The organism is Desulfoferrobacter suflitae (genome assembly GCF_022603395.1).
GTDB classification, from domain to species: domain Bacteria; phylum Desulfobacterota; class Syntrophobacteria; order Syntrophobacterales; family Syntrophobacteraceae; genus Desulfoferrobacter; species Desulfoferrobacter suflitae.
This window is the reverse complement of record NZ_JAIBKA010000013.1, coordinates 66,939-88,877: the sequence shown is the minus strand read 5'-3', so window position 1 is coordinate 88,877 and position 21,939 is coordinate 66,939. Positions and strand designations below refer to the sequence as shown.

Here is a 21,939-nt window from a genome sequence, read left to right as displayed (position 1 = left end):
CCCGATTCCTGCTCGTGGTCGTGTTGCCGGGACTACAGTCTGGTTCCAATTCCTTTGTAAGAAAGTTACTTTATTGGCGAAGTCACTGGCAAGCAGAAAAGACAAGCGGTGGAATACAGGCTGTGTGGGGAAACGAATTGACAGTCATGGCTCTAGCTTTTATAATCACCTCCAGTTAAACTGACTTTGTGATCATTTTGTATAGGGAAAGGATCCTGGCTTATGGACTCTGAAAATCAAAAGGCGCTCTATCCCATCGGTATTGTGGCTGAACTTCTCAGTATACACCCGCGAACCCTGCGCATCTACGAGCAGGAGGGATTGATCAAGCCGGCACGGCGCGGTGGCAAGCGGTTTTACTCGAACAATGATCTGCAGTGGCTCAAATGTCTGCGTAAATTGCTCACCGAAGAGGGGCTCAATATTGCAGGGATCAAAAAACTTCTCACCATAGCCCCCTGTTGGGAAATCCGCGGTTGCGGCGAAGAAATCCGCAAGAACTGTCCGGCCATTCTTAATTTTCCGGTCCCCTGCTGGGATCTGGTTCCACGCGTGTGCAAAGAAAGTGGAAATTCCTGTGCCGAATGCGAGGTCTACCTCAAAAAGATGAATCATGTCATGCTGCGAGAGTGTTCCGAGATCAACAGCAACCAGGCCCATGGTTCCTGATGCGCCGCACCCTCGCCGCTGCGGGCGGTTAAGCGTTTAAGGAGAATCCCAGCGTTGCAGCAGAGGTCTCAGCTGTGAAAAATATCTTCGGCCCCGTTCCCTCCCGTCGTCTCGGACGTTCCCTGGGGATTGACGTCATTCCTTATAAAACATGCAGTTTTGATTGTGTCTACTGCGAGTCCGGGCATACTACTTTCCTTACCGTCAAACGCAAAATATTCGTGATGCCCGACCTGGTTTTCAAGGAGTTGTCGGATTACTTCCGCAAGTATCCCCAGGGTGCAGACGCCATCACTTTCTCCAGCGCCGGAGAGCCGACTTTGTACGCAGCTCTGGGTGAGCTGTTGCGCAATATAAAAAAGCAGTTCCCGGCGCTGCCTCTGGTCGTGATCACCAACGGATCGCTTCTGTGGGATCCGCAGGTTCGCAAAGACCTGATGGCTGCGGACAGGGTCGTTCCCTCTCTGGATGCCGCCACAACAGAGGTGTTCAAAAAGATCAACGCCCCTCACCCCAGTCTCGATCTGTCCGCCGTCAAGGAAGGACTGATGGCTTTTCGCAGGGACTACCGGGGTCAATTCAACCTGGAAGTGCTGCTGGTTGCGGGCTTCAACGACCACCCCGACCATCTGCGCCAACTGCGTCGCTTCATCGATCAGCTCAACCCCGACCAGGTAGAGCTCAATACCGTGGTGAGGCCCCCGGCCGAGGTGACTGCCCGTGGATTGACAGGAGCGCAGATGAGATCCGCCTTGCAGTTCTTCCCCCAAGACAAAAGCCATATCGTTGGCCGCTACCAAAGTTCCACTGCTGCGCAGCTCGATTCCGAGCTCGCTTCCCGCGTGGTGGCGATGGTGAAAATTAGGCCCTGCACGGTTTCCGAAATGGCGGCGTCGCTGGGGGTGGAGGCAGCCGATCTGGCGGCTGTCCTCATGGGCCTGGAACAAGAAAACCTGGTGGAACGCTGCTCATTTAACAACGTGGAATATGTGCGCAGCGCGCCTACTGCACCTTCACATCGTCCTCCGGGGGAGGAATAGAGAGCGTTTCGACGGGATTTTCGGGAAGAGTCTTGACGATCAGAGTGTGAGCAAACAATGCTTTTGCCAAATCCTGGATCTGCTGCGCTTGAACTTCCTGTACCAGTCTGGGGTATTTCTGGTCATAGTCCCAGCCCAACCCGAGGACCTCGTTGACTGCAGCGCTTTGGGCGCGCGCGGCCAGTCTTTCCAATTGCATGTGGTGTGCGGTCACGAGCATATTTTGAGCAACCTTGAGTTCTTCCTCAGAAACTCGTTCCTGCCGCAATCGTTCAAGATTCTGCAAAATCACCTCTCTGACCCTCTCCAGGTTTCCCATGGTGGTCTGCGTGATCACCCCAAAATACCCTGCGTTCCTGCCATAGAAGGGAAAGGAGCCGACTACATAGACCAAGTCCTCCCGGCCGCCGCGCAGACCTTCAAACAGCCGCCCTGAAGGAGTTCCGGCACCGGAGAGAATCGTATTGAGAACGTCCAGCACCGGGCGTTTTTCACTGTCAAGAGCGAGTCCGTTTGTGCCGATGAACAGTGCTGCGGAGGTCTTTTCATTTTTCTTCTCCACCGTTCGATCCGCAGCCAGAGGCTCTGTATCGTTGTCCCAGGTGGGCAGGGGAGCGGATTCCCCATGCCATGCAGAAAACCTGCTGCGGATTTTTGGAAGGAGCTCTTGCGGCGAAAAATCACCATAAATGGCGAGAACCGAGTTGTGGGGGTTGACCATTTTTCGATAGAAAGCGAGAAGCTGGTCCCTGCTGAAGGCTTCGACACTCTCGACGGTTCCCAGTCGCTCGTGGCCGTATGGCGAGTTGATGAAGTAACTTTGCTTGAAAAGTCGAACGACTTCAAGTTGCCAGCTTTCGTCCAGCGTCTGGATCGCCAGCAGGGTTTCAACGCGTTTCTTTTCTATTTCCTGTTGCGGAAACTGACAATTTTGCACGATATCGCCGAGAATGTTGAGCGCCATATCGAGATCATCTTTGAGCACCTTGATTGTGATGTAATAGGTGTTGTTGCCGGAGCCACTGTCGATGTCTCCCCCCACATCTTCGATGGCCCTGGCGATATCCAGCTTGCTGCGCTCGGCTGTCCCCGCTGTGAGAAGAGACGCGGTGAAGGAGGAGATTCCGGCGGGCTCTCCCGCTTCCAGCAGCAGTCCACCCAGTCCGTACAGTTGCAGCGTCACCACAGGCAGCGAGGCATCCTGTTTGAGCAGCACTCGCAGGTTGTTGTCCAGTTTATGATGGTCCACTTGCGAAGGCGCCGCTGGCGCCGTAGTGCCTTGCGCAGCGTCGGCATGTTCCGTCGGGGGTTGGATAATGGAAACATTCACCCGGCTCATTTCAAGATAGCGCGCCGCCACGTCCAGAATCTTTTCCGGGGTCACCCCGCGCAGGCCTTCCAGGTAAGTCTCGTCAAAATAGGGGTCTCCCGTGTCAAAGTAGGAGGATGCCAGGGAAGAAGCCATGGCCGATGCCGTCTCTTTGCCGAAAATGTGTTGCGCAATGGCGGTTTTTTTTGCCTTTTCCAACTCTTCGGCAGTGACCGGCTCCTTCTTGAAACGCTCTAATTCTTGTTTGATTTTGTTAAAAGCCTCCGGCCAGTTTTCTGTCGCCAGATCCAAAGCAATGATAAACTGCCCGCGTGCATAAGCTGGAGTCCAGTTGGAAGCGGTGACGCTCAAAACCAGGTTTCCTTCGGCCTTCAAACGCTGGTACAGTCTGCTGGTGTCTCCCTGTCCGAGCAACAACGCCAACACATCCAGGGCGTAGAGATCCTCATGATGCAGACTTACAGAAGGGAATCCCAACAGCACCTTCTTGATTCTCGCCAAGGGAGATTCGACCTGCTCCCAGCGGGGGTTCAGCTGAGTCGGTTCGGTCGGTAAAACGATCGGTTCATCGGCTTTGCGTTTGAAATCCTGAGTCTTTTGAATGAGGAACCGCAACACTTCCACCGGGTCGATCTTTCCGGCAACGGAAATGATCATGTTTTCGGGCTGATAGCGTCGCGAGTAGTAGTCAAGCAGGGAGTCGCGGTCCTGCTGAACGAAGACCTCTTCATAGCCAATCACGGGATTACGCACCGGATGAACCTGGTAGGCGGTTTTCATCAGGAGATTCCACAGTTCGCTGTCGGGATTGTTTTCTCTCATCTTAAATTCCTGCTGAATGACGGCCTTTTCACGTGCCACTTCCTGGGGATCCAGCTTGGATTCGCTCACGTAGGAAATCAACAGGTCGAGGGCTTCCCGCCAATTGTTTGCGGAACTATTGATGTAGTAGACGGTTCGGTCGTAGGAGGTGTAGGCATTGGTCTCTCCTCCGATGGATTGCAGTCTCTTCTTTGCTTCGGCTTCGCTGAACGATTCTGTGGACCCTCCGGAGACCACGTGTTCCAGATAATGAGAGAGCCCCGCTGTCATGTAGCGGCCCTCATAGAGCGATCCCGCACGCACAAAGACCTGCGCCGAGACGACGTCGCCGGCGCCCGAATGGCGCATCAGTACGGTAAGCCCATTGTTCAGCACCACAAACAGATCGTCGGGCTTCGAGGACAACACACGTTTAACGGAGGATTGTATATCGGCGGGTAAAGCAGGAAATCCTGCGGATGGCTCCGCAGCGGGCGCGGTTTGTGTCACGCTCAGTAACAGGCCGATCAACACGAACATTCTGATCACACAATTAGCGGTCATGAGTCCTATCCTTCAATGCGATTGTCACTGGATTCACAGAAAACCCGTCCGGATCATATCACAAATGTAGTGAAAACGGTTCGACTTGCCGCTGCATGTGGGCCACGCAGCAGGTGGGCGCCCCATCCCGATGACCATCCATCGGCCGTTGGCTTCACCCCACTCGATAAGGATATCATCCAGTTGAGCCGCGCGCAAAAGCCTTTTGGAGAGATGCACCGGTTGCCTGAAAGCCGGATCGTCCAGGGCAACGGGTTCCAAGGGTTTTTGACTGCGGCCACCGACGGGATAGCGCAGTATTCCGAGGCACTCGAACTGGACGCAGACAAGTTGGATACGTTTCTCCCAGGCAATGTGTTCACGGATTATCACCGCATGCTGAAGGCCGGCAAGCTTTGCCAATTCATGCGTGTGCCGGGCAATTATTTCCGGTGTTCTGCCTATTCGAGTTTGCACCACCACAACGGGCAGCCGAAAATCCTCCAGGATTTTGGCTTTCTGCCGTTTTCCATAATAGACTCTTGATCTGGGGTGGGGAACATGAGCGTAATCCAAAAGCAGCAACTGAAGAATCCTGGAACGCTGGTAGCGGTAGGTGACCGGGTTGGGGAATGTCCTGATTCGGCAGGCTCTAAAAACATCCACGTATTTCGGGGTCGGAAAGAAGATGCGGGTTGCCTCGCGCATCAACCGTCTTTCGTACTCGGAATAGTCATCCAGGCACGGTCGAATGCCGAGAGTCAAGACGCTGGGGCAGGTCTCAATGAAAGGTGCCAGTGCGACCCGCCGATTCGATTTTCGGGCTGTTGATTCGTTCGAGCTCAATTGGGATTCAACAACACGTCCGGATGGACTCCGTAATTGTAGCTCCGCATTCTGAAGTAATTTTCCAGAAGACCGATATGCTGATCCACATAGTCGTAAATTTTCAGGCGCCCCTGGGTACCCGTGCCGTTCTGGTAAAGATCGCGAATGGTGTGCGCCAGGTGCTTGCGGAAATAGATGGGAACAGCCAGGAACAACACCTGACTGTTGAGCTTGTCGGCACACTGAGCCAGCGTCTTGGGGGTGAGCAAAATGGTCACACGGCCCTGGGGGATGTTTTCCGGGCAACGGAGGGAGGCTTGCTCATCGGATTGCTCCTCCGCCTCTTCATCGACTATGTCCTCCACTTCATAGGTGAAGGTCTCAATTCCGCGCCTCCCCAATTCCGCTCCTAGTGCTGCGTTTTGCTCATCGCCGCCGGAAAGCACCAGCAGGGGACCCTGTTGCCGGTCGAGTTCCGCCTGGATGTCGTCCACAATGAGCCTGGTCCGCTCTGCGTTACTCATCAGGGCCTGCAGCATTGGAAAGTAATCCGTGCGCGACTGATACGGGTAATCAAACGCCGTCGGGCGTGCCACGACCTGCGCGCCGATGACTCCCCTTCCTTCTCTCGCGTCTTTCTCATTGATCGAATAGACCACATCGCCCACATAATAGTAAATGAGGCGGGAAAGTCTGTCTTTGCGCTGCATTGTATTCGACAGCCCCAACATGTAGCGGGTATCGAAGTTGGGGATGAGGTGAGTAAAGACCTTGGATGGACAGCGCTGACATTCGTCCAGTATGAGATTACCGATGCGGTCGTGGATCTTGCGCCAGAAACGCATCATTTCCCCCGTATGAGCAATGGTGATCCATTTGCCGATGCGGTGATTTCCCCGGGTGAACACGCCAACTTCGGAGCGTGGAATCTGCAGAAAGTTTTCGATCTTGGTGAGCCATCCCTCCAGCAGGTCCATCCTCGGAATGAGAATCAAAGTGGGCTGCTGGCGCTGCGATAAAACGTACAGGGATATGACCGTCTTACCGCTCTTGTGTCCGCCAACCAGGGTGGCGAAGTCTCTTTCCAGGGCTGTCTCGGCCGCTTCCTGTTGATAACTCTTGAGCCCGCCGTGGAATTCAATGGGCACCGGATCGAACGAACGGCGTTTATCAATGATACGATAGGGCTGTTGAAACTTCTTGCATAACTCGAGAAATTGGTCCAGAAAACCGCGAGGCAAAAGATAGTTTCGTCCTCTTTGGCGAAGACAATTAATCTGTGGTGGGATGCTGCCTATCCATTCGCCCCGATTGTGGCGCAGTTCGTAATCGGGATTGGTGAAAACCAGGCGTTCATGGATTTTACGTTCCAACAGCGGGGGCAAACCTTCTGAGGGAATTTTGATCCATTCCGTCAGTAAAATGTTAAGAGGTTTTATCTTCATTCAACCAAATTCCTTTTGATGACTTCCGGTGATTCTGGAGTTATGAATGTCACTGTTCCTGTTTGTGGGCGATTCCATCATCCGGCCGGACAATGTATTGAAATGTCTCATTTCCGGGTGTGCTGCGCAGCACTCCACGATGCCGGAGGTTTGATGCTCGGAAAAGGAGCGCGGAGAGTTGACTGTGGATACGGTGCTGATCCGGGATCCGCCGGATTGACGGGGATCTGGACCGGCAAAATCGCAGAGCGCGCCCGATCTTGAGCTGAACAAAAAACCGTCGAAAAAGGAGTTGCAATGAAAGATCAATCTTCAAACCATCTACAAATTTTGGCACAATTGGCCCAGGAATACCAAACCAAGTATGTGGAATTGGAAAAAATCTGCCAAAATGCTCAACCTGAATGGATAATCCAGCAGCTCACGGCTCGAGGGGAACTGACTACCGACCATTTCAGGGCGGCTCAACAGGCACTGTTCGCGTTTTTGGATAATACCCGACAGTGCGAAGATGATAACGCCGTCAAAGCTGTGACCACCATCAGTCGCTGCTTTGATGAGATGCGTATATTGTTCAGCATACTCATTGGGTATATTTCTAACCCTCAAGAATGAGAAAAATCAACCAAAATCAACGTGCACCGGCCGAACTGGAGCTTCAGCCCAATCGATTGCGCCAAAGTCGATTATCCGAGTCGGGATGGATTGCGCCGGGGCAAGCCCGGATCGCTCGAACAAGCCACCATGGTCCAGTGCCGCATGTTGGGTTTCGTCGCGCGCAGCGAGTGACTCTACCCAACCTGCGGAATTCGGCCACTTGATTGTGTGGCGCTGTACTTAGCATGTGGGGTTCAAGTAGGCAACCCAGCAAAATCGGTGTGGGGTTGTGTCACGCATGACGCAATTCAATATCTGAAGCCCCGCGTGGTGTATCCGCGGATAAGGCCTAAGGAGCTTCCCCATGGTCGCCGCTCTGTTTCTTTATGAGAAAATAGATGGTGCCCGGATGCTTCAGTCTGCCGGCGATCTGTTCCGCCGCCTCTCCACTGCCGCAGAAAAGGTCCGCCCGCCCGGGGCCTTTAATGGCTCCCCCTGCATCTTGATTGAGCACCCACCGATTTAACGGTTCCCAGGCAATGACCCGACCATTTGTGTCGAGACGGGGTTTTTCCGATGAGAGGTACGCAATTCCACCCCGGGGGAAAAATTCTGGATCCGTCGCTATGGACCGCCCATCGGTCAGCGGCACATTCAAACTTCCCAATGGCCCGTCTTGCACCCACCTGAAAAAAACATAACTTTCGTTGTGCCACAGTACTTCGTCCATCATGTCGGGATGAGCCCGCAGGTAGGCGCGAATCGACTGCAGTGAAATTTCTTCCCGCTGCAACGCACCTTTTTTCAAAAGATACTTGCCGATGCTTCGATAGGGGCGGCCGTTGCTCGCCGCGTACCCCACCCGAGCCCTTTTCCCGTCGGGCAGTTCGATCATGCCCGACCCCTGGATCTGCAGGAAGAAAACATCAAGTATGTCCTGCAGCCAGACCATTTCTAAACCCTGCCCCAGCAATTTGCCGCGGCCGTCGATTTCCTCTCGATCAAAATAGGGCACGACGCGCTTCCCGTCCAATCGGCCGCGCAGGGTTTTGCCGGCATAGAGTTCAGGGTTGAAGGATTCCAGGTCGATGGTCAGTAAATCGGGTGGCGCTTGATACAGCGGATACCGGTATAGATCCGTGCGCTCCAGGCTTCCCGAAAGAATCGGTTCGTAATAGCCCGTGAGCAACAAGTCGACCTGATTTTCCCCCGGCTGAAACCGATACACGTCAAACGTGCGAGCGATGGTGTGCGAGTCAAGCTGCTGCGCATTCAACAGGTTCAAAAATTCTTGCAAACTCGCCTTGAGGCGGTCGGCGCGTACCTGCAGATGTCCCAGCGCATAGGTGCGTTCCGGCGGTACCCTGCCATAAAAAACCAAGCTTTGCTGTATCACTCGTCTCAGGGAATCGGCATCCAGGTCATCCGCCAGGGCGGGCAGCTGCTCAGCGGGAACCTGAACAAGTCCGGGTGCTTGGGGCCGCTCTTCCTTGGGCTTGCTCGGGCAGCCCGTCAGCAGCAGCAGGCAAGCGGCCCATATCATTATCTTAACTGGATTCGATAGGAGCAGATTCATCACAGTCCCGCCAACAGGTGGCCTCAGGATGGGAGACTCTTCTTCCCCTCGAGGGAAAGAATTTAGGTGCCCATTTCCCAGGAGTTGAGGTATTTGTCCTGTTCGGCTGTGAGTGTGTCGATGTGTATTTTCATGGCCTCGAGCTTCAGGCGAGCGATGTCCTTGTCTATCTCGACAGGAACCCCGTAGACCTTTTTTTCCATGGCTGCGGCGTTTTTTACCATATGCTCGGCACACAATGCCTGGTTTGCAAAGCTCATATCCATGACGCTGGAAGGGTGCCCTTCGGCGGCGGCCAGATTGACCAGTCTACCCTCACCCAGCACATAAATGCGACGTCCGTCGGCGAGCTGGTACTCTTCAACAAACTCCCTGATCTGTCGACGCGCTGCGGCCATCGCGGCGAGCGAATCCAGATCCAGCTCTACATTGAAATGCCCCGAGTTGGAAATGATCGCCCCGCTTTTCATCACTTCGAAGTGTTCTCTGCGGAGCACATGGATGTCGCCGGTGAGGGTGCAGAAAAAGTCGCCGATTTTGGCGGCTTCACTCATGGGCATGACTTGATAGCCATCCATTACGGCCTCCAGTGCACGTAACGGATCCACCTCGGTGATGATCACTTTCGCTCCCATCCCGGCGGCCCGCATGGCTACGCCCCGGCCGCACCATCCGTAGCCGCTGACCACAAAATTGGAACCTGCCAGCAGCCGGTTGGTCGCTCTGATGATGCCGTCCACCGTGCTCTGCCCGGTGCCATAACGATTGTCGAAGAGATGCTTGGTGTTGGCATCGTTCACTGCAATGATGGGATACTGCAAAACACCGTTGGCTGCCATGCTCTTAAGCCGGATGACTCCCGTCGTGGTCTCCTCGGTGCCGCCCAGAATATCTGCCAGGAGCTCCTTGCGCTCCGAGTGAATGGTGCTCACCAAATCAGCGCCGTCATCCATGGTGATCTGTGGTCTGCCGGCCAGAGCTGAATGAATATGCCGGTAATAGGTATCTTTGTCCTCGCCCTTGATCGAGAACACCGAAATCTGATTGTGCACAACCAGGGAAGCCGCCACATCGTCTTGGGTGCTCAGAGGGTTGGATGCACACAGCATGACGTGTGCTCCGCCGGCTTGCAGCGTTTGTGCCAGCGCAGCGGTTTCGGTGGTGACATGAAGACAGGCGGCGATTCTTATGTCCTTAAGGGGCTTTTCTTGCGCAAAGCGGTCTTGGATGGAGCGCAGTACCGGCATAGATTGCGCGGCCCATTCAATTCTAAGCTTCCCTTTGTCGGCCAAGCCCTTATCCTTAATGTCAAAATTCATGAAGTCTCCTTAGATGATTTGTCTGTTCCTGGCGGTTGACGAGGAGGCGATTCCCATCAGAACCCGGCCTTTTCACGCAGGGTGTCCACCATGTCCGTCTTTTCCCAGGTAAAATCCGGATTATTTCTTCCAAAATGGCCGTAACAGGCGGTTTTCTTATAAATGGGCCGCAGCAACTTCAGGTGGCGAATGATGTTTGCGGGCTTAAAGCTGAATGTTTCACGCACAATCTGGGCGATGCGGTCAGGGGAAATCTTACCGGTACCATAGGTGTCAATCATGAGCGATACCGGCTCCGCCACTCCGATGCTGTAAGCCACCTGGACTTCCACGCGGTCGGCGAGGCCCGCCGCAACAATGTTCTTGGCAACGTAGCGTGCCATGTAGGAAGCGGAGCGATCCACCTTGGAGGGGTCCTTGCCGGAAAAGCAACCGCCCCCATGGCTCCCTTGTCCGCCATAGGTGTCCGCAATGATTTTGCGGCCGGTCAGGCCGCAGTCTCCCATGGGGCCGCCGATCACAAAGCGGCCGGTGGAGTTGATAAAAAACCGTGTTTTGCCGTCTATCAGGTCCTCAGGAATGGTCTTCTTGATCACTTCCTCGATGATTCCTTCCTGCAGATTCTTGTAGGAGACCTGGGGGGTATGCTGGGCCGCAACCACCACCGTATCGACCCGCTTTGGCTGGTGATGGTCGTATTCTATGGTCACCTGGCTCTTGCCGTCCGGGCGGAGAAAGTCGAGAATGCCGTTCTTGCGAACTTCGGCGAGTTTCCTCGTGATCCGATGTGCATAGTAAATGGGCATTGGCATCAGCACCGGGGTTTCGCTGCAGGCAAAGCCGAACATCAAGCCTTGATCGCCGGCTCCTTGCTCTTCGTGCAGTCCTTCGCCCTCGGTCACCCCCATGGAAATATCCGGGGATTGCTTGTCGATGCTGGTGATCACCGCACAGGTTTCCCAGTCAAACCCCATGCCCGAGTTGTTATACCCGATATCTCTGATGGTGTGACGTACGATTTCCGGAATGTCCACCCACGTGCTGGTGGTGATTTCTCCGGCCACAAAAGCCAGACCTGTGGTCACCAGAGTTTCGCAGGCTACGCGCCCGGTTTTATCTTCAGTCAAAATGGCATCCAAAACCGCGTCGGAAATCTGGTCTGCTACCTTGTCCGGATGGCCCTCGGTGACGGATTCCGACGTAAACAAGAAGTTGCTCATGGACATAACTGAAATTCCTCCTTTCATTTGATCAGCAGGGAATGTCGCTGCAAAGTTCTAGCAAACTTTTGGGACCTTCGATTCTCGTGCGATGAGCGCAACATCCGGACTGTCCAAAGGATCAGGATTGTCTGGATGGTTACCTCGAGCATGGTTTTCTCTCTTTGGCAGCAGGCGGTCGGCAACGTATTCGGGGGTTGCCAGGCCACCCGATATAATCAATTTGAAGGCGTCTTCAACATTGATTTCCAGTGGAATAACATCTTTTTCCGGGATCAGAAGGTAAAAGCCGGAGGTCGGGTTCGGGGTGGTGGGAAGAAACACGTTGAGAACACGTTCCCTGGTGAGCGCTTGAACTTCGCCCGAAGCGACTCCCGTTACAAACCCCAGAGCATAAATCCCACGGCGAGGGTACTCAATCATCACCACGCGCTTGAAGCCGTCGTAGGATTGAGAAAAAATGGCAATCAAAAGCTGCTTGACGGCCGAATAAATGGGGCGGACAAGCGGGATTTGGTAAACAATGCGTTCCCCGAAATCGATGATGCGGCCTCCCACGTAATTTTTGACCAGGAGACCGATCAGGAAGATCATGGTGACCACAAGGATCGCTCCCAGGCCAGGCAGAGGAAAGGGCAAATAGGCCTTCGGATTAAAACGGCTCGGTATCAGATTGAAGATACGGTCGGCATTCCTGAGAAGAATACTGATGACGTAGACTGTTATGGAAAGCGGAACTACTGTCAACAGTCCGGCTATGAAATAGTTTCTAATTTTGTCCTTGATCTTCTTGAGCAACGCCTTTCCTTTGCGGCAGGAGATTATTCTCCGGTCCAACCATAACTATTTTGGGGTGATGCGCCAATGTTTCATCTTCCTGATAATGGGCATAGGTTGTGATGATGACCAGATCGCCTACCTGGCCCATGCGCGCTGCAGCGCCATTGAGGCAGATATCGCCTCGTCCGCGGGTTCCACCAATGGCATAGGTGTCGAATCGCGCCCCGTTGGAGATGTTGTAGACTTTCACCTGTTCGAAGGGCAAAATGTCGGCCGCTTCCATCAGGTCGCGGTCGATGGTTAAACTTCCCTCGTAGTTGATGTTGGCATCGGTCACTTTAGCCCGATGAATTTTGGATTTGAGTAGCACACGCTGCATGGCGTCGCCTCCTTGGAAGAATGGCTTATCTCGAGATTCGTTTAGGGAGAGCCGGGTGGAATCAATAGACAATTGTCTATCAGGCGGGCCTTGCCTACGTACGCGGCCATGGCCAGCAGGGTCGGGCCTTCCACCCTGGAAACTTCACCCAACGTGACCGGATTGCGCAGTTCGGCGTAATCGATACGCAATCCTCCCCCTTCCTCGAGACAGTTTCGGACGCTTTCCAGGATCGCCTCCACGCGGCGTTCCCCCGCGGCTACCTGTTGTTCTGCCTGCTGCAGCGACCGGTTGAGACGCAGAGCCGTTTGCCTCTCTTGCTTATTCAGGTAAGTGTTGCGGCTACTCATTGCCAGGCCGTCCGGTTCGCGCACGATGGGGTGGCCGACGACCTCGACATCCATATTCAAATCGTCGACCATCCTCTGTATGGTGACCAGCTGCTGAAAGTCCTTCTCCCCGAATACCGATACATGGGGTTTCACAATGTTGAATAATTTGGCCACCACCGAAGTGACTCCAATGAAGTGACCGGGCCGACTGGCGCCACAAAGGGGCTGGGTCAGCTGCCTGACCTCGACGTAGGTCTGATAGTCGGGTGTGTACATTTCAGAGGCTCGAGGTGCGAAGGTAATATCCACTCCCATTTCCGTGAGCAGGCCAATGTCCCTTTCCATGTCCTGCGGGTAGCGCTCGAAATCTTCGCCCGGACCAAACTGAGTGGGATTCACAAAGATGCTCACCACCACAATATCGGCAAGCTCGCGGGCCTTTTTCGCCAGCGCCAGATGCCCCTCATGCAAATACCCCATGGTGGGCACCAGGCCGATCCTGGTTCCTTCCCTCCGCCATGACTCTGCAGCTTGCTGCATCTCGGAAATACTCTCGATGACGCGCATGTTCGCTCCTTACCGTCCTTAGAACTGCCAAAACATAGAAAGCCTTCGGGACCGCTGTCCGGAAGGCTATACACCAGGGCAAAAATCGCCCCGTACCAATATTTTGCCTCATGCACTCTCGCCGTCTCGGTCCAGACCGGATCCAAGCGGAGCAAAATCCCGTTGAATTGGGGAGTTAGGTATCAAGGAAGCGGTGGTTTGTCAAGGGCTATGTCTGCCGTTCCCCGTGGGTTGCTCTGCGCGGCATTGTCCCCGACCCGATGGAGCGCACTCAGCCGGTCGGCATGGGGTGCACAGATCAACTTTTGTGCAAACTCTCTCAATAGAGCATTGACTTCTAAAAATATCATTTGATAATGTCAAATGTTTTCTGAACCAATCAAATAGAGGCTCGATACCCGCACCGCACCAACTTCAAAGGAGGAAATCATGAGCAAGCTCCTATGGCAACCTTCCCGGGAACGCATTGCAGGCACCAACATGTTCCAGTTCATGCAGTATGTGAATGATCGCCATAACACCAATTTTCAGAGCTACGATGATCTTTATCAATGGTCTGTTACTGAAATCCCCAAGTTTTGGGCGGCGGTCTGGGATTTTGGTGAAATCATCTGCAGTCAACCGTATGCCGAAGTAGTGGATGACTTCACAAAGATGCCGGGGGCTCAATGGTTCCGGGGAGCTCGCCTCAACTTCGCAGAAAATCTTCTGCGCTATCGCGATGACCGCATTGCCATCAGTTTCAAAGGGGAGGGCAAGCCGACCGTAAGCATCACCTACGCCGAGCTGTATGACAAGGTAGCGCGCCTGGCCAAATCGTTCCGCGCTATGGGGGTGACGGTGGGAGACCGGGTGGCGGGTTTTATGCCCAACATGACTGAAACCGTCATCGGCATGCTCGCAGCCACCAGCGTAGGGGCAATCTGGTCTTCATGTTCTCCTGATTTCGGTATCAAAGGGGTGTTGGATCGCTTCGGGCAGATATCCCCCAAGGTCTTATTTGCTCCCGACGGATATTTTTACAGCGGGAAGACCTTTGATTCGCTGGAGCGGATCAGCGAAGTGGTCAAAGAGATCCCCAGCATTGAAAAAGTTGTTGTTGTGCCCTACACAAAAACCGATCCTGACCCTGCCATCGTCCCCAATGGAATTCTTTTTGACGATTTTCTCTCCAAGGAGAACAACCTGGAGATCGATTTCGAGCAGGTTCCCGCGGATCATCCACTCTACATCATGTATTCGTCGGGCACTACGGGTGTCCCCAAGTGCATTGTCCATGGAGTGGTAGGAACGCTGCTTCAGCATATCAAAGAGCTCAAGCTGCACACTGACGTGAAGCGTGATGACACCATTTTCTATTTCACCACCTGTGGCTGGATGATGTGGAATTGGCTGGTGAGCTCCCTGACATTGGGGGCGCGGGTTCTCCTGTTCGACGGCTCGCCCTTCTTCCCCCGCCCCGGTGCCCTCTGGCAAATGGCTGAGGATGAAAAAGTGAGCATCTTCGGAACCAGCGCCAAGTACCTGGCGGCTGTCGAGAAGGCCGGTGTGAAACCGAAAGAATCCTTTGATCTCTCTCCCTTGAAAGCGATCTTGTCGACCGGTTCGCCTTTGTCCATAGAAAGTTTCGAATACGTGTACCGGGACATCAAGGAGGATTTGGTGCTGTCGTCCATCTCCGGAGGAACCGACATCATTTCCTGTTTTGCTCTGGGGAACCCCATCGGCCCGGTGTATGCCGGGGAGCTCCAGTGCAGAGGACTTGGCATGAAGGTGCAGGCGTACAGTGATGAAGGCAAACCCGTTCTGCAGGAAAAGGGGGAGCTGGTTTGCACTGCTTCCGCTCCTTCCATGCCCATCTACTTTTGGAACGATCCCGACGGTCAAAAATATCGCAGCGCCTACTTCGAAGTCTGGCCCGGTGTATGGAGTCATGGCGATTACATTGAAATTACCGAACATGGCGGCGTGATCATCTACGGGCGTTCCGACGCCACTCTAAACCCGGGCGGAGTAAGGATTGGAACGGCTGAAATCTATCGCCAGGTGGAGAATATTCCGGAAGTATTGGACAGCCTGGTCATTGGCCAGGATTGGGACAATGACGTGCGGGTTATCCTGTTTGTCAAGCTCCGCGAAGGACACGATTTGACCGACGAGCTTGTAAAGCGCATCAAAACCACCATACGGCAAAACACGACACCGCGCCATGTCCCCGCCAAGATCATTGCGGTCGCGGACATTCCTTACACCATCAGTGGTAAAAAGGTAGAGTTGGCGGTGCGCAAGGTGATCCACAACCAGGAAGTGAAAAATAAGGATGCGCTGGCCAATCCCGAAGCTCTGGATCTTTATAAGAACTTGTCTGACCTGACGTCCTGACACCAGGGTCTGCCGGTAGCAGACTCTGGATCCCATGCAGGCTGGGTTGAAGAATGAAACCCGGCAAAGTGGGCGTCGGATTTCGGGAACGGCTGACCGGGGTGGGTTTCGTCGCGCGGCCCGCGTGACGGAACCCGTCAGAATTTGCCACGCTGCGCATGAAAATGCTCACCCTCGAGCGCCATGGCTCGGCGGTGGTAACGCTCTCAAAGGGCGGAGCTACAAGGTGCAACGATTCACCCGGGCAGCTGCAGGGTCAACGCGCCGCAGCCTGCGCCAGCACCTCCAATGTCTTTCCAGCGCACGCTTCCCAGGAAAATTTTTGAGCCTGCCTTCTTCCTCTTTCTATCAGATCCTTGCGGAGTTGCTCATTACCGTGGAGGACAACGATACCCGCGGCGATTGATGCGGGATCGGGTTCCACATAATAACAGGCATCGCCTCCTACCTCGGGCAATGAAGACAAGCGGGTGGTGATCACCGGACACCCCAGACTCATGGCCTCCAGAACCGGGAAGCCGAATCCTTCGTATAATGATGGATAGGCCAGGCAAAACGCTTTCTTATAGTACACCGGCAGATGCTCCGAGGGCACGTAAGACACCTGGAAAATGTCTTCACCAAAGGGGTGAGACCTGATCTTTTCAAGGATCAACCTGCTTCCCCAGCCAATCTTTCCGACCAGATAGAGGTGCAGATGAATGCCACCCCTGCGGATAATTTCATACGCATCGAGCAACGCCGCTATATTCTTGCGCGGCTCCAGGGTTCCCACAAACAGTACATAAGGCATTTTTAAGTTGAGGGTTGCTCGCGAGTTGCGGATCGGGTTTCCCGGGGAAATGACTTGAATCTTTTCGGGTGGCAGAGCATAGATCTGCTGGATGTCCATTTTGGTTTGAGCCGAGTCGGTGATTATTTGGGCCGCTCCTTTGACCTCCCGTGGCAGGTGCTTGACCAGGTGCTTGAGAGTCTCGGCGCGCAACAGTTCGGGGTAAAAGGCGAAGGTGCAGTCATGAACCGTGATGACCTTTTTGCCCATGACCCAAAAAAGCTTCGGAGCCACATAGTTGGGGGCGAAAAAGACGTCATTGCGATCAAACGCCACAAAAAGGGGTGTCACTACGGCGGCTCCCACTCCAAACCAGAATCTGGTTCCGAACAATATCTTCTCGGGTATCGGGTAGCATCGGTAACGTACGTTTTTTAGGTGGTCGAGCGGTATGAAAAGCCCCGGTGCTCTCTTTTCGGGAATCAGGGTGTGAGTATACAGATTGATCCGCACTCGGCCCCGCCCGTCGATGTTTTTCAGGATGTGGTAGGCGTAGTGACCGATGCCGGTCAGGGGTTCGACAAAGGGATAGCCGTCAAAGCCTATGGTCAGCTCCCGGCCTTTGTCGTTGGACCTTTCGCCGCGACCGCGCCGGAATGCCGTCATCAAGTCTTGGGCTACGTCACGCAATAAGCGTATGGTATTGAGGATTCGACCGGATTGAGATGTCGAGGTTGCCTGTCTTGGCGGTTCAGCGGATTCATTCATCTTCGATGTATCTTTAAAAATGGGGAAACCATGCGGTTTGACGATGTCAAGGAAACAGGTTGTAGCGCAGGATGCACCAAATGGCTTTGACGCCGTCCTTCCATCCAATTTTTTTGCCTTCGGCATAGGTGCGGCCGTAATAGGCGATGGGGACTTCGTATATGCGCCAGTTTTTTTTGGCAATTTTAGCGGTGATTTCGGGTTCAAAGCCGAAGCGCTTTTGCTTGAGCCTGAGGTTTACCAATGCTTCCCGGCGGAAGACCTTGTAGCAGGTTTCCATGTCCGTAAGGTTTAAATTGGTGAACATGTTGGACAGCAGCGTCAAGAATTTGTTCCCCAGGTAGTGCCAGAAGTAGGCAACACGATGGGGGCCGCCTAGAAATCTTGATCCGTAGACGACATCGGCCACTCCTTTTTGAATGGGGTCAAGCAGTTTGGGATATTCTTGCGGATCGTACTCAAGATCCGCGTCCTGTATGATCACGACATCTCCCGTTGCTTGCTGAAAGCCTTGCGCCAGTGCGGCTCCCTTGCCCTGGTTGACGTGCTGGAAGATGACCGTCAGCGAAACATCCCGATGGTCGGTTATGTTTTCGGAGCAGTGTGTTCCGGCCATCTTGCGGCCTTCGGCCCAATTCTCGGTCAGTTGTTGGAGAAAGTCCCGAGTGCCGTCTGTGGAGCCGTCATCAACGATGATAATTTCTTTGCCGGCGCAGTCGAGGGGAACGGCACTCACTCTGCGAACGACCTCTTCGATAAAGGCGCGTTCATTGTATACGGGGATGACGATTGAGATCTTCATGCTTATCCGTTCTTCACAATCAGCATCACGCCGCTCAATATGAGCGCTATCCCCAGACACTTGGGTAATGAAACCGGTTCATGCAATACTCTGAAAGAAATCAAGGTAACCCACACATAGCTTGTTGCGATAACCGGATAGAGGACCGAAAGGTTGCCGTGCTTGAGGGCTACGACAAAAAGAACGGCCGAAATGCCGTACAGAATCATGCCGGCGATTACCTTGATATTGCTCAGCCATGTCCACGGATCCGGCTGCAGAGAGGCCGAGCCAAGTTTGAACAGCAACTGTGCCAAAGATCCCATTACGGCGCAGCATAATGCAAGCGCAATGGGCCAGATTCTAGTTTCCACCAATCCTCCTCAGTCCAATGGAACAGCGGTCTGTCCTGTTTCAGCCAATGCATTACAGTTCTTATTGCACATTTTTCGAGCAGAGCTCTGAAAACGACCGCCTGAATCATATATTTTAGCATCCAACGGGTGTCAAAGTATTTCAGCCGGTTGCGCTGAATCCTTGTTCCCCGAAGTTCCCGCGCTCTCCTCACATGCTTCCCGGAATTCAGCGATTTTTGACGGGCCGCCGCAAAAAGGGAATCCTGAGGTAGCCTCCCGCTGCCGATCCTCGCTTGATGGTCAATGCAGGTTGAACCAGTAAGCCGCCGAGGATCTCAGCATCTCTCCATAGGGGACCGCCTCCTCATGGGGAATCCTGCCGAGACTGAATAACACCAAAAGATTCAGATTCCAAGCGGCCAGGCATAGCAACAGAGCAACCAGCAAAATTCTTGTGACACGGCGTGAGCTTGATATTTGGAGCAACGCCGCCGTGCCGATCATCGCCCACAGGGTAAGCCCGTCAAAAGCGCGCGAACCAAATGATGCGCCAAGCCACCAGCAGCTCCAGCAGGCATTGACGTAGATCATGACGGACAGCACCAAAGACCAGCAGATCGCCTCCAGGTTGCGGGTCTTCAACATCCACATGAAAAAGCCAATGAAGCCGATGAGATATACAGGGTGCCAATAGAACAAGCCATGACGCGGGGAAAATAATACCTGCGGCAGCCGGGGAGACAGCCAGAAGAAGCTCTCACCGGTGTAGGTGTACAGGATGTAATGTCCGTAGACCAACCGCCAGGCGACTAACTGCGGGGCAACCGTCAGTGCCAAAGAGAGCAGGAAGAGAACGAAGTTCGGCCATGGTACGCGCTTTTTGATCACCAGAAGCACGACCACCGTAAACGGGTAAATTAGAAAGACAGCCGCCTGATACCTCGACAGGATCAACAGCCCGCTCAACACACCCGTAACGATCCAGGGAAGCACGGGTTCCACAGATGTTTTCAGGCGCAAAGTAAAATAGTATGTGCCGGTTAAGGCAAAAAACATGATGTTGTGCGCCATGGTCAGCAGTATGGTTTGGTAGGCGAGCATGAATGAGGCCAACCAGACCAGCAGTGTTGATTCGATGGCGGTCTTTCGGTCGAACAGGTGCTCAAGAATTTTGAATGCAAACAGGAGCCCCCCCAGGGCGTACAGGAACTGCCCGAGCATGAGCATGAACTGGTAAGCCGGGCCGAACCCGTCCAGCCTCAAAGGTGTGCCGCAGAGCCTGGCCGCCCTGGTTGCCACATCCCCTGCCAGGAACCAGGGCAGAGAGGATAACGCCCAGCCAATGGGGTATTTGTTAGGGATGAGCCCGGTTTCGGAACGCGGCTGATTCAACGCCGTGAGCTTCAGTTCCTCGGGCATGGTGTCGCAATAGAGTATATCGTTGGAGAAATCCAGGTCTCCGTCGATGAGGGGGGAGCGCAGCCAGAAGTAATAGAAGGAATCGTCCCAACCCCATATGACCGTTTTTGATGGACCACAAAGACCTCTGATGGTTGAGCCGAGAAAAAAACCACATGCGGTCAACAATGCCAGTGCTACCAAAGCATGCGGCAAGGAGGGTCTACAACCACGCAGTCCAAAGTGAACGAGCAAGTTAAGCAACCTTTCAACCAGCGACAAATCGGTTAACCGTCGGATTTGCTCCGCCTACCATATTTTGTGTGGTGACTTCTCGGAGAAGAGGCACCAGGCTGTGGGCTCAGGGCTCCAAGGCTACCCCGCCCGCTTTTTCCCGGTCGAACATAAGGATGCGAAATCCATACTTTGATGCCAGGTGGTCACTGGCCACGGCGATCGGCCGAAAGGCCGGATCGGTTGGCCAATAGGCGTCAAATTTTGGATTAACCTCCTTGATCAGGTTTGTGTAGAAAATGAGCGAGACTTTGTTCTGTACGCACAAATCAACAATCCATTCCGGGGGTAGATCGTGATCCCTGGGGAAGATGACGCAATCTGAAAGCGCGTAGTAACAGATCCTGAAATCGGGGGCCAAAATTACCGGAAACCGGCCGTTATGAAAAGCTCTGGAGTTTGACAAGGTGCCGTAGAAAGGGAATTTTTGCCGGTTGTCGCTGATCCATTGACCCATCTGCTGCAGCGCCCGAGCCTCTCCGATCTTTTTTTTGCTCTTGAACGTGTCGCACTCTTTTTGCGCCAGCAGTGCGAGGACAACGCAGGAAACTATTGCCAGGCATTGGATGCGCTTTGGTGAGAAGTGCATGCGGTTGGAAAGGATATCTCCGACGGCAATAAAGCCGAGGGCCGTCAAATGAAGATGTAACGGAATCAACGGTTGGAAGTATCGTGCGGCGCAAATGTTGGTCGGGAAGAAAATGGCAAAGTTCAGTCCAATGAAAATGAACGGGAAAAAGTCTTTTCCGGACAGGGATGCGGCCCCCGTGAAATGGCGCACGACTGCAAGAACCACCAGCAATAGATAGGGCATGTACAACCCTTTGACCGATTTTTCGATATTTTTGAGCCAGGGGACGTCTCGATACAGATCCTCCGATTGTTGTTGCACCACGGCCTGGATTCCTGAAGCGGTTCCGCCGCCGGTCGTCTCATCCAGGGAGGAAGCGCTCGCCTCACGGATCAAGCTGCCTTTCACGCCGTCCAGCAACTGGTGGATTCGAATCTGGGAGGGATGAGTGACGAGGTACCCCGTCTGCCGCTGTTCAAACCACAGCCACGGGGAGATGACCAGAGCCATCGTCACGGATGCCGCCAGGAAAGATGTCAACGGCCTGACAATCGGCCGAATATTCCTGGATGTATACCTGGAATAGACCCATGACGCTGCACACACCACGAGGGCTGAAACGGAAAAGAGCAGCCCTTCTCCGCGGGAGTAGCTCAGCAGTCCTCCGATCAGGCCCAGCCATAATCCCCAGATCAAGCGCTCACTGCGACACCATTTCAACGCGGCCCATGCGAGCCAGGGAAGCAGAGCCAATTTACCTGAATCCACCCCGCCCGAGGTCGCCAGTTCGATGGTGTATGGGCATACCGCGTAGAGAATGCTTGCCAGCCAGGCCACCTTGGCCCCCCTGAGCTCCCTCGCCAACAAATAGGTGCCCGGAACTCCGGGCAGAAACAGCAAAACAGAGGCAATTTGGTTGGCGAGAAAAGGGTGCCCGACGAAATAATTTATGGAACCGCCCACGGTTGTGAGCAAAGGGGATAAGTCCGGGCTGAACGCATTCTCAAAATTTCCGGATGAAAATTCGAGGGATAACAGCGCGTAAAGACTTGAATCTCGAGTGGGTATGTTTTGCCATATCAGGGAAGGCACACACACCGCTAATGCTGTCAGGGAAGCCCGGGCCACCCGCTTGGTTTCCTCGTGAGTCCAGTTCATGTGCTGCAGGCTGTGCACTGTTTCCTCTTTACT

Annotated in this window: 18 protein-coding genes; 4 read left to right on the top strand and 14 right to left on the bottom strand. The window is 53.9% G+C overall.

Annotated elements, in window-relative coordinates; all coding sequences use genetic code 11:
* The first annotated feature begins 222 nt into the window (after window positions 1-222).
* Together K1V27_RS19415 and K1V27_RS19410 are read left to right on the top strand one after the other, a co-directional pair.
* Complete coding sequence (locus tag K1V27_RS19415) at window positions 223-669, top strand: MerR family transcriptional regulator (RefSeq protein WP_258931720.1); 447 nt, start codon at window positions 223-225, stop codon at window positions 667-669.
* A gap of 74 nt (window positions 670-743) precedes the next feature.
* The gene (locus K1V27_RS19410; RefSeq protein WP_258931719.1) at window positions 744-1,709 is read left to right on the top strand and encodes a radical SAM protein; all 966 of its coding nucleotides are present in this window, start codon (window positions 744-746) and stop codon (window positions 1,707-1,709) included.
* Here the strand turns inward: K1V27_RS19410 and K1V27_RS19405 are convergent.
* The 3 genes from K1V27_RS19405 to K1V27_RS19395 are packed head-to-tail and all read right to left on the bottom strand — an operon-like array spanning window position 1,672 to window position 6,656.
* Complete coding sequence (locus K1V27_RS19405; protein WP_258931718.1) at window positions 1,672-4,404, bottom strand: M16 family metallopeptidase; 2,733 nt, start codon at window positions 4,402-4,404, stop codon at window positions 1,672-1,674. The two genes, K1V27_RS19410 and K1V27_RS19405, sit on opposite strands and share 38 nt — an antisense overlap.
* Window positions 4,405-4,437: 33 nt before the next feature.
* Window positions 4,438-5,229 carry an ATP-grasp domain-containing protein gene (locus K1V27_RS19400; RefSeq protein ID WP_258931717.1) on the bottom strand — a complete coding sequence of 264 codons (792 nt, stop codon included), beginning with the start codon at window positions 5,227-5,229 and terminating at the stop codon, window positions 4,438-4,440.
* Window positions 5,226-6,656 (bottom strand): DEAD/DEAH box helicase, encoded by a 1,431-nt coding sequence (locus K1V27_RS19395; RefSeq protein ID WP_258931716.1) that lies wholly within the window; start codon window positions 6,654-6,656, stop codon window positions 5,226-5,228. Before K1V27_RS19395 ends, K1V27_RS19400 begins: the two co-directional genes overlap by 4 nt.
* Window positions 6,657-6,953: 297 nt before the next feature.
* Here K1V27_RS19395 and K1V27_RS19390 point away from each other — a divergent pair, with 297 nt between their 5' ends.
* A complete protein-coding gene (locus tag K1V27_RS19390; protein WP_258931715.1) occupies window positions 6,954-7,271 on the top strand; it encodes a hypothetical protein in 318 nt (105 codons plus the stop codon).
* 331 nt (window positions 7,272-7,602) lie between these two features.
* Here the strand turns inward: K1V27_RS19390 and mltA are convergent, their stop codons facing one another.
* From mltA to panC, 6 genes are all read right to left on the bottom strand, one after another.
* Complete coding sequence (gene mltA / locus K1V27_RS19385; RefSeq protein WP_258931714.1) at window positions 7,603-8,829, bottom strand: murein transglycosylase A; 1,227 nt, start codon at window positions 8,827-8,829, stop codon at window positions 7,603-7,605.
* Window positions 8,830-8,891: 62 nt separating this feature from the next.
* Window positions 8,892-10,148, bottom strand: a complete 1,257-nt coding sequence (gene ahcY, locus K1V27_RS19380; protein WP_258931713.1) for an adenosylhomocysteinase — start codon at window positions 10,146-10,148, stop codon at window positions 8,892-8,894.
* Between the two features lie 56 nt (window positions 10,149-10,204).
* A complete protein-coding gene (gene metK, locus K1V27_RS19375; protein ID WP_309574032.1) occupies window positions 10,205-11,374 on the bottom strand; it encodes a methionine adenosyltransferase in 1,170 nt (389 codons plus the stop codon).
* Window positions 11,375-11,425: 51 nt separating this feature from the next.
* Window positions 11,426-12,166, bottom strand: coding sequence for a DUF502 domain-containing protein (locus K1V27_RS19370; RefSeq protein WP_258931712.1), 741 nt, complete (start codon window positions 12,164-12,166; stop codon window positions 11,426-11,428).
* Window positions 12,138-12,527: an aspartate 1-decarboxylase gene (gene panD / locus K1V27_RS19365; protein WP_258931711.1), complete on the bottom strand. Its 390-nt coding sequence runs from the start codon at window positions 12,525-12,527 to the stop codon at window positions 12,138-12,140. The genes K1V27_RS19370 and panD overlap by 29 nt, the downstream gene beginning before the upstream one ends.
* A 41-nt stretch (window positions 12,528-12,568) precedes the next feature.
* The gene (gene panC / locus K1V27_RS19360; RefSeq protein ID WP_258931710.1) at window positions 12,569-13,426 is read right to left on the bottom strand and encodes a pantoate--beta-alanine ligase; all 858 of its coding nucleotides are present in this window, start codon (window positions 13,424-13,426) and stop codon (window positions 12,569-12,571) included.
* Between the two features lie 429 nt (window positions 13,427-13,855).
* Here panC and K1V27_RS19355 point away from each other — a divergent pair, with 429 nt between their 5' ends.
* Window positions 13,856-15,808 (top strand): acetoacetate--CoA ligase, encoded by a 1,953-nt coding sequence (locus K1V27_RS19355; RefSeq protein WP_258931709.1) that lies wholly within the window; start codon window positions 13,856-13,858, stop codon window positions 15,806-15,808.
* Window positions 15,809-16,064: 256 nt separating this feature from the next.
* Here K1V27_RS19355 and K1V27_RS19350 read toward each other — a convergent pair whose 3' ends face one another.
* The 5 genes from K1V27_RS19350 to K1V27_RS19330 all read right to left on the bottom strand — a co-directional run bounded on the left by K1V27_RS19350 (window position 16,065) and on the right by K1V27_RS19330 (window position 21,924).
* Window positions 16,065-17,348: a glycosyltransferase family 4 protein gene (locus tag K1V27_RS19350; protein ID WP_258931708.1), complete on the bottom strand. Its 1,284-nt coding sequence runs from the start codon at window positions 17,346-17,348 to the stop codon at window positions 16,065-16,067.
* A gap of 46 nt (window positions 17,349-17,394) precedes the next feature.
* The gene (locus tag K1V27_RS19345; protein ID WP_258931707.1) at window positions 17,395-18,150 is read right to left on the bottom strand and encodes a glycosyltransferase family 2 protein; all 756 of its coding nucleotides are present in this window, start codon (window positions 18,148-18,150) and stop codon (window positions 17,395-17,397) included.
* 2 nt (window positions 18,151-18,152) lie between these two features.
* Window positions 18,153-18,503 carry an EamA family transporter gene (locus K1V27_RS19340; protein WP_258931706.1) on the bottom strand — a complete coding sequence of 117 codons (351 nt, stop codon included), beginning with the start codon at window positions 18,501-18,503 and terminating at the stop codon, window positions 18,153-18,155.
* 282 nt (window positions 18,504-18,785) lie between these two features.
* Window positions 18,786-20,099: a glycosyltransferase family protein gene (locus tag K1V27_RS19335; protein WP_258931705.1), complete on the bottom strand. Its 1,314-nt coding sequence runs from the start codon at window positions 20,097-20,099 to the stop codon at window positions 18,786-18,788.
* A 145-nt stretch (window positions 20,100-20,244) separates the two neighbouring features.
* On the bottom strand, window positions 20,245-21,924 hold the full coding sequence (locus K1V27_RS19330; RefSeq protein WP_258931704.1) for an ArnT family glycosyltransferase: 1,680 nt from the start codon (window positions 21,922-21,924) through the stop codon (window positions 20,245-20,247).
* Window positions 21,925-21,939: the final 15 nt, after the last annotated feature.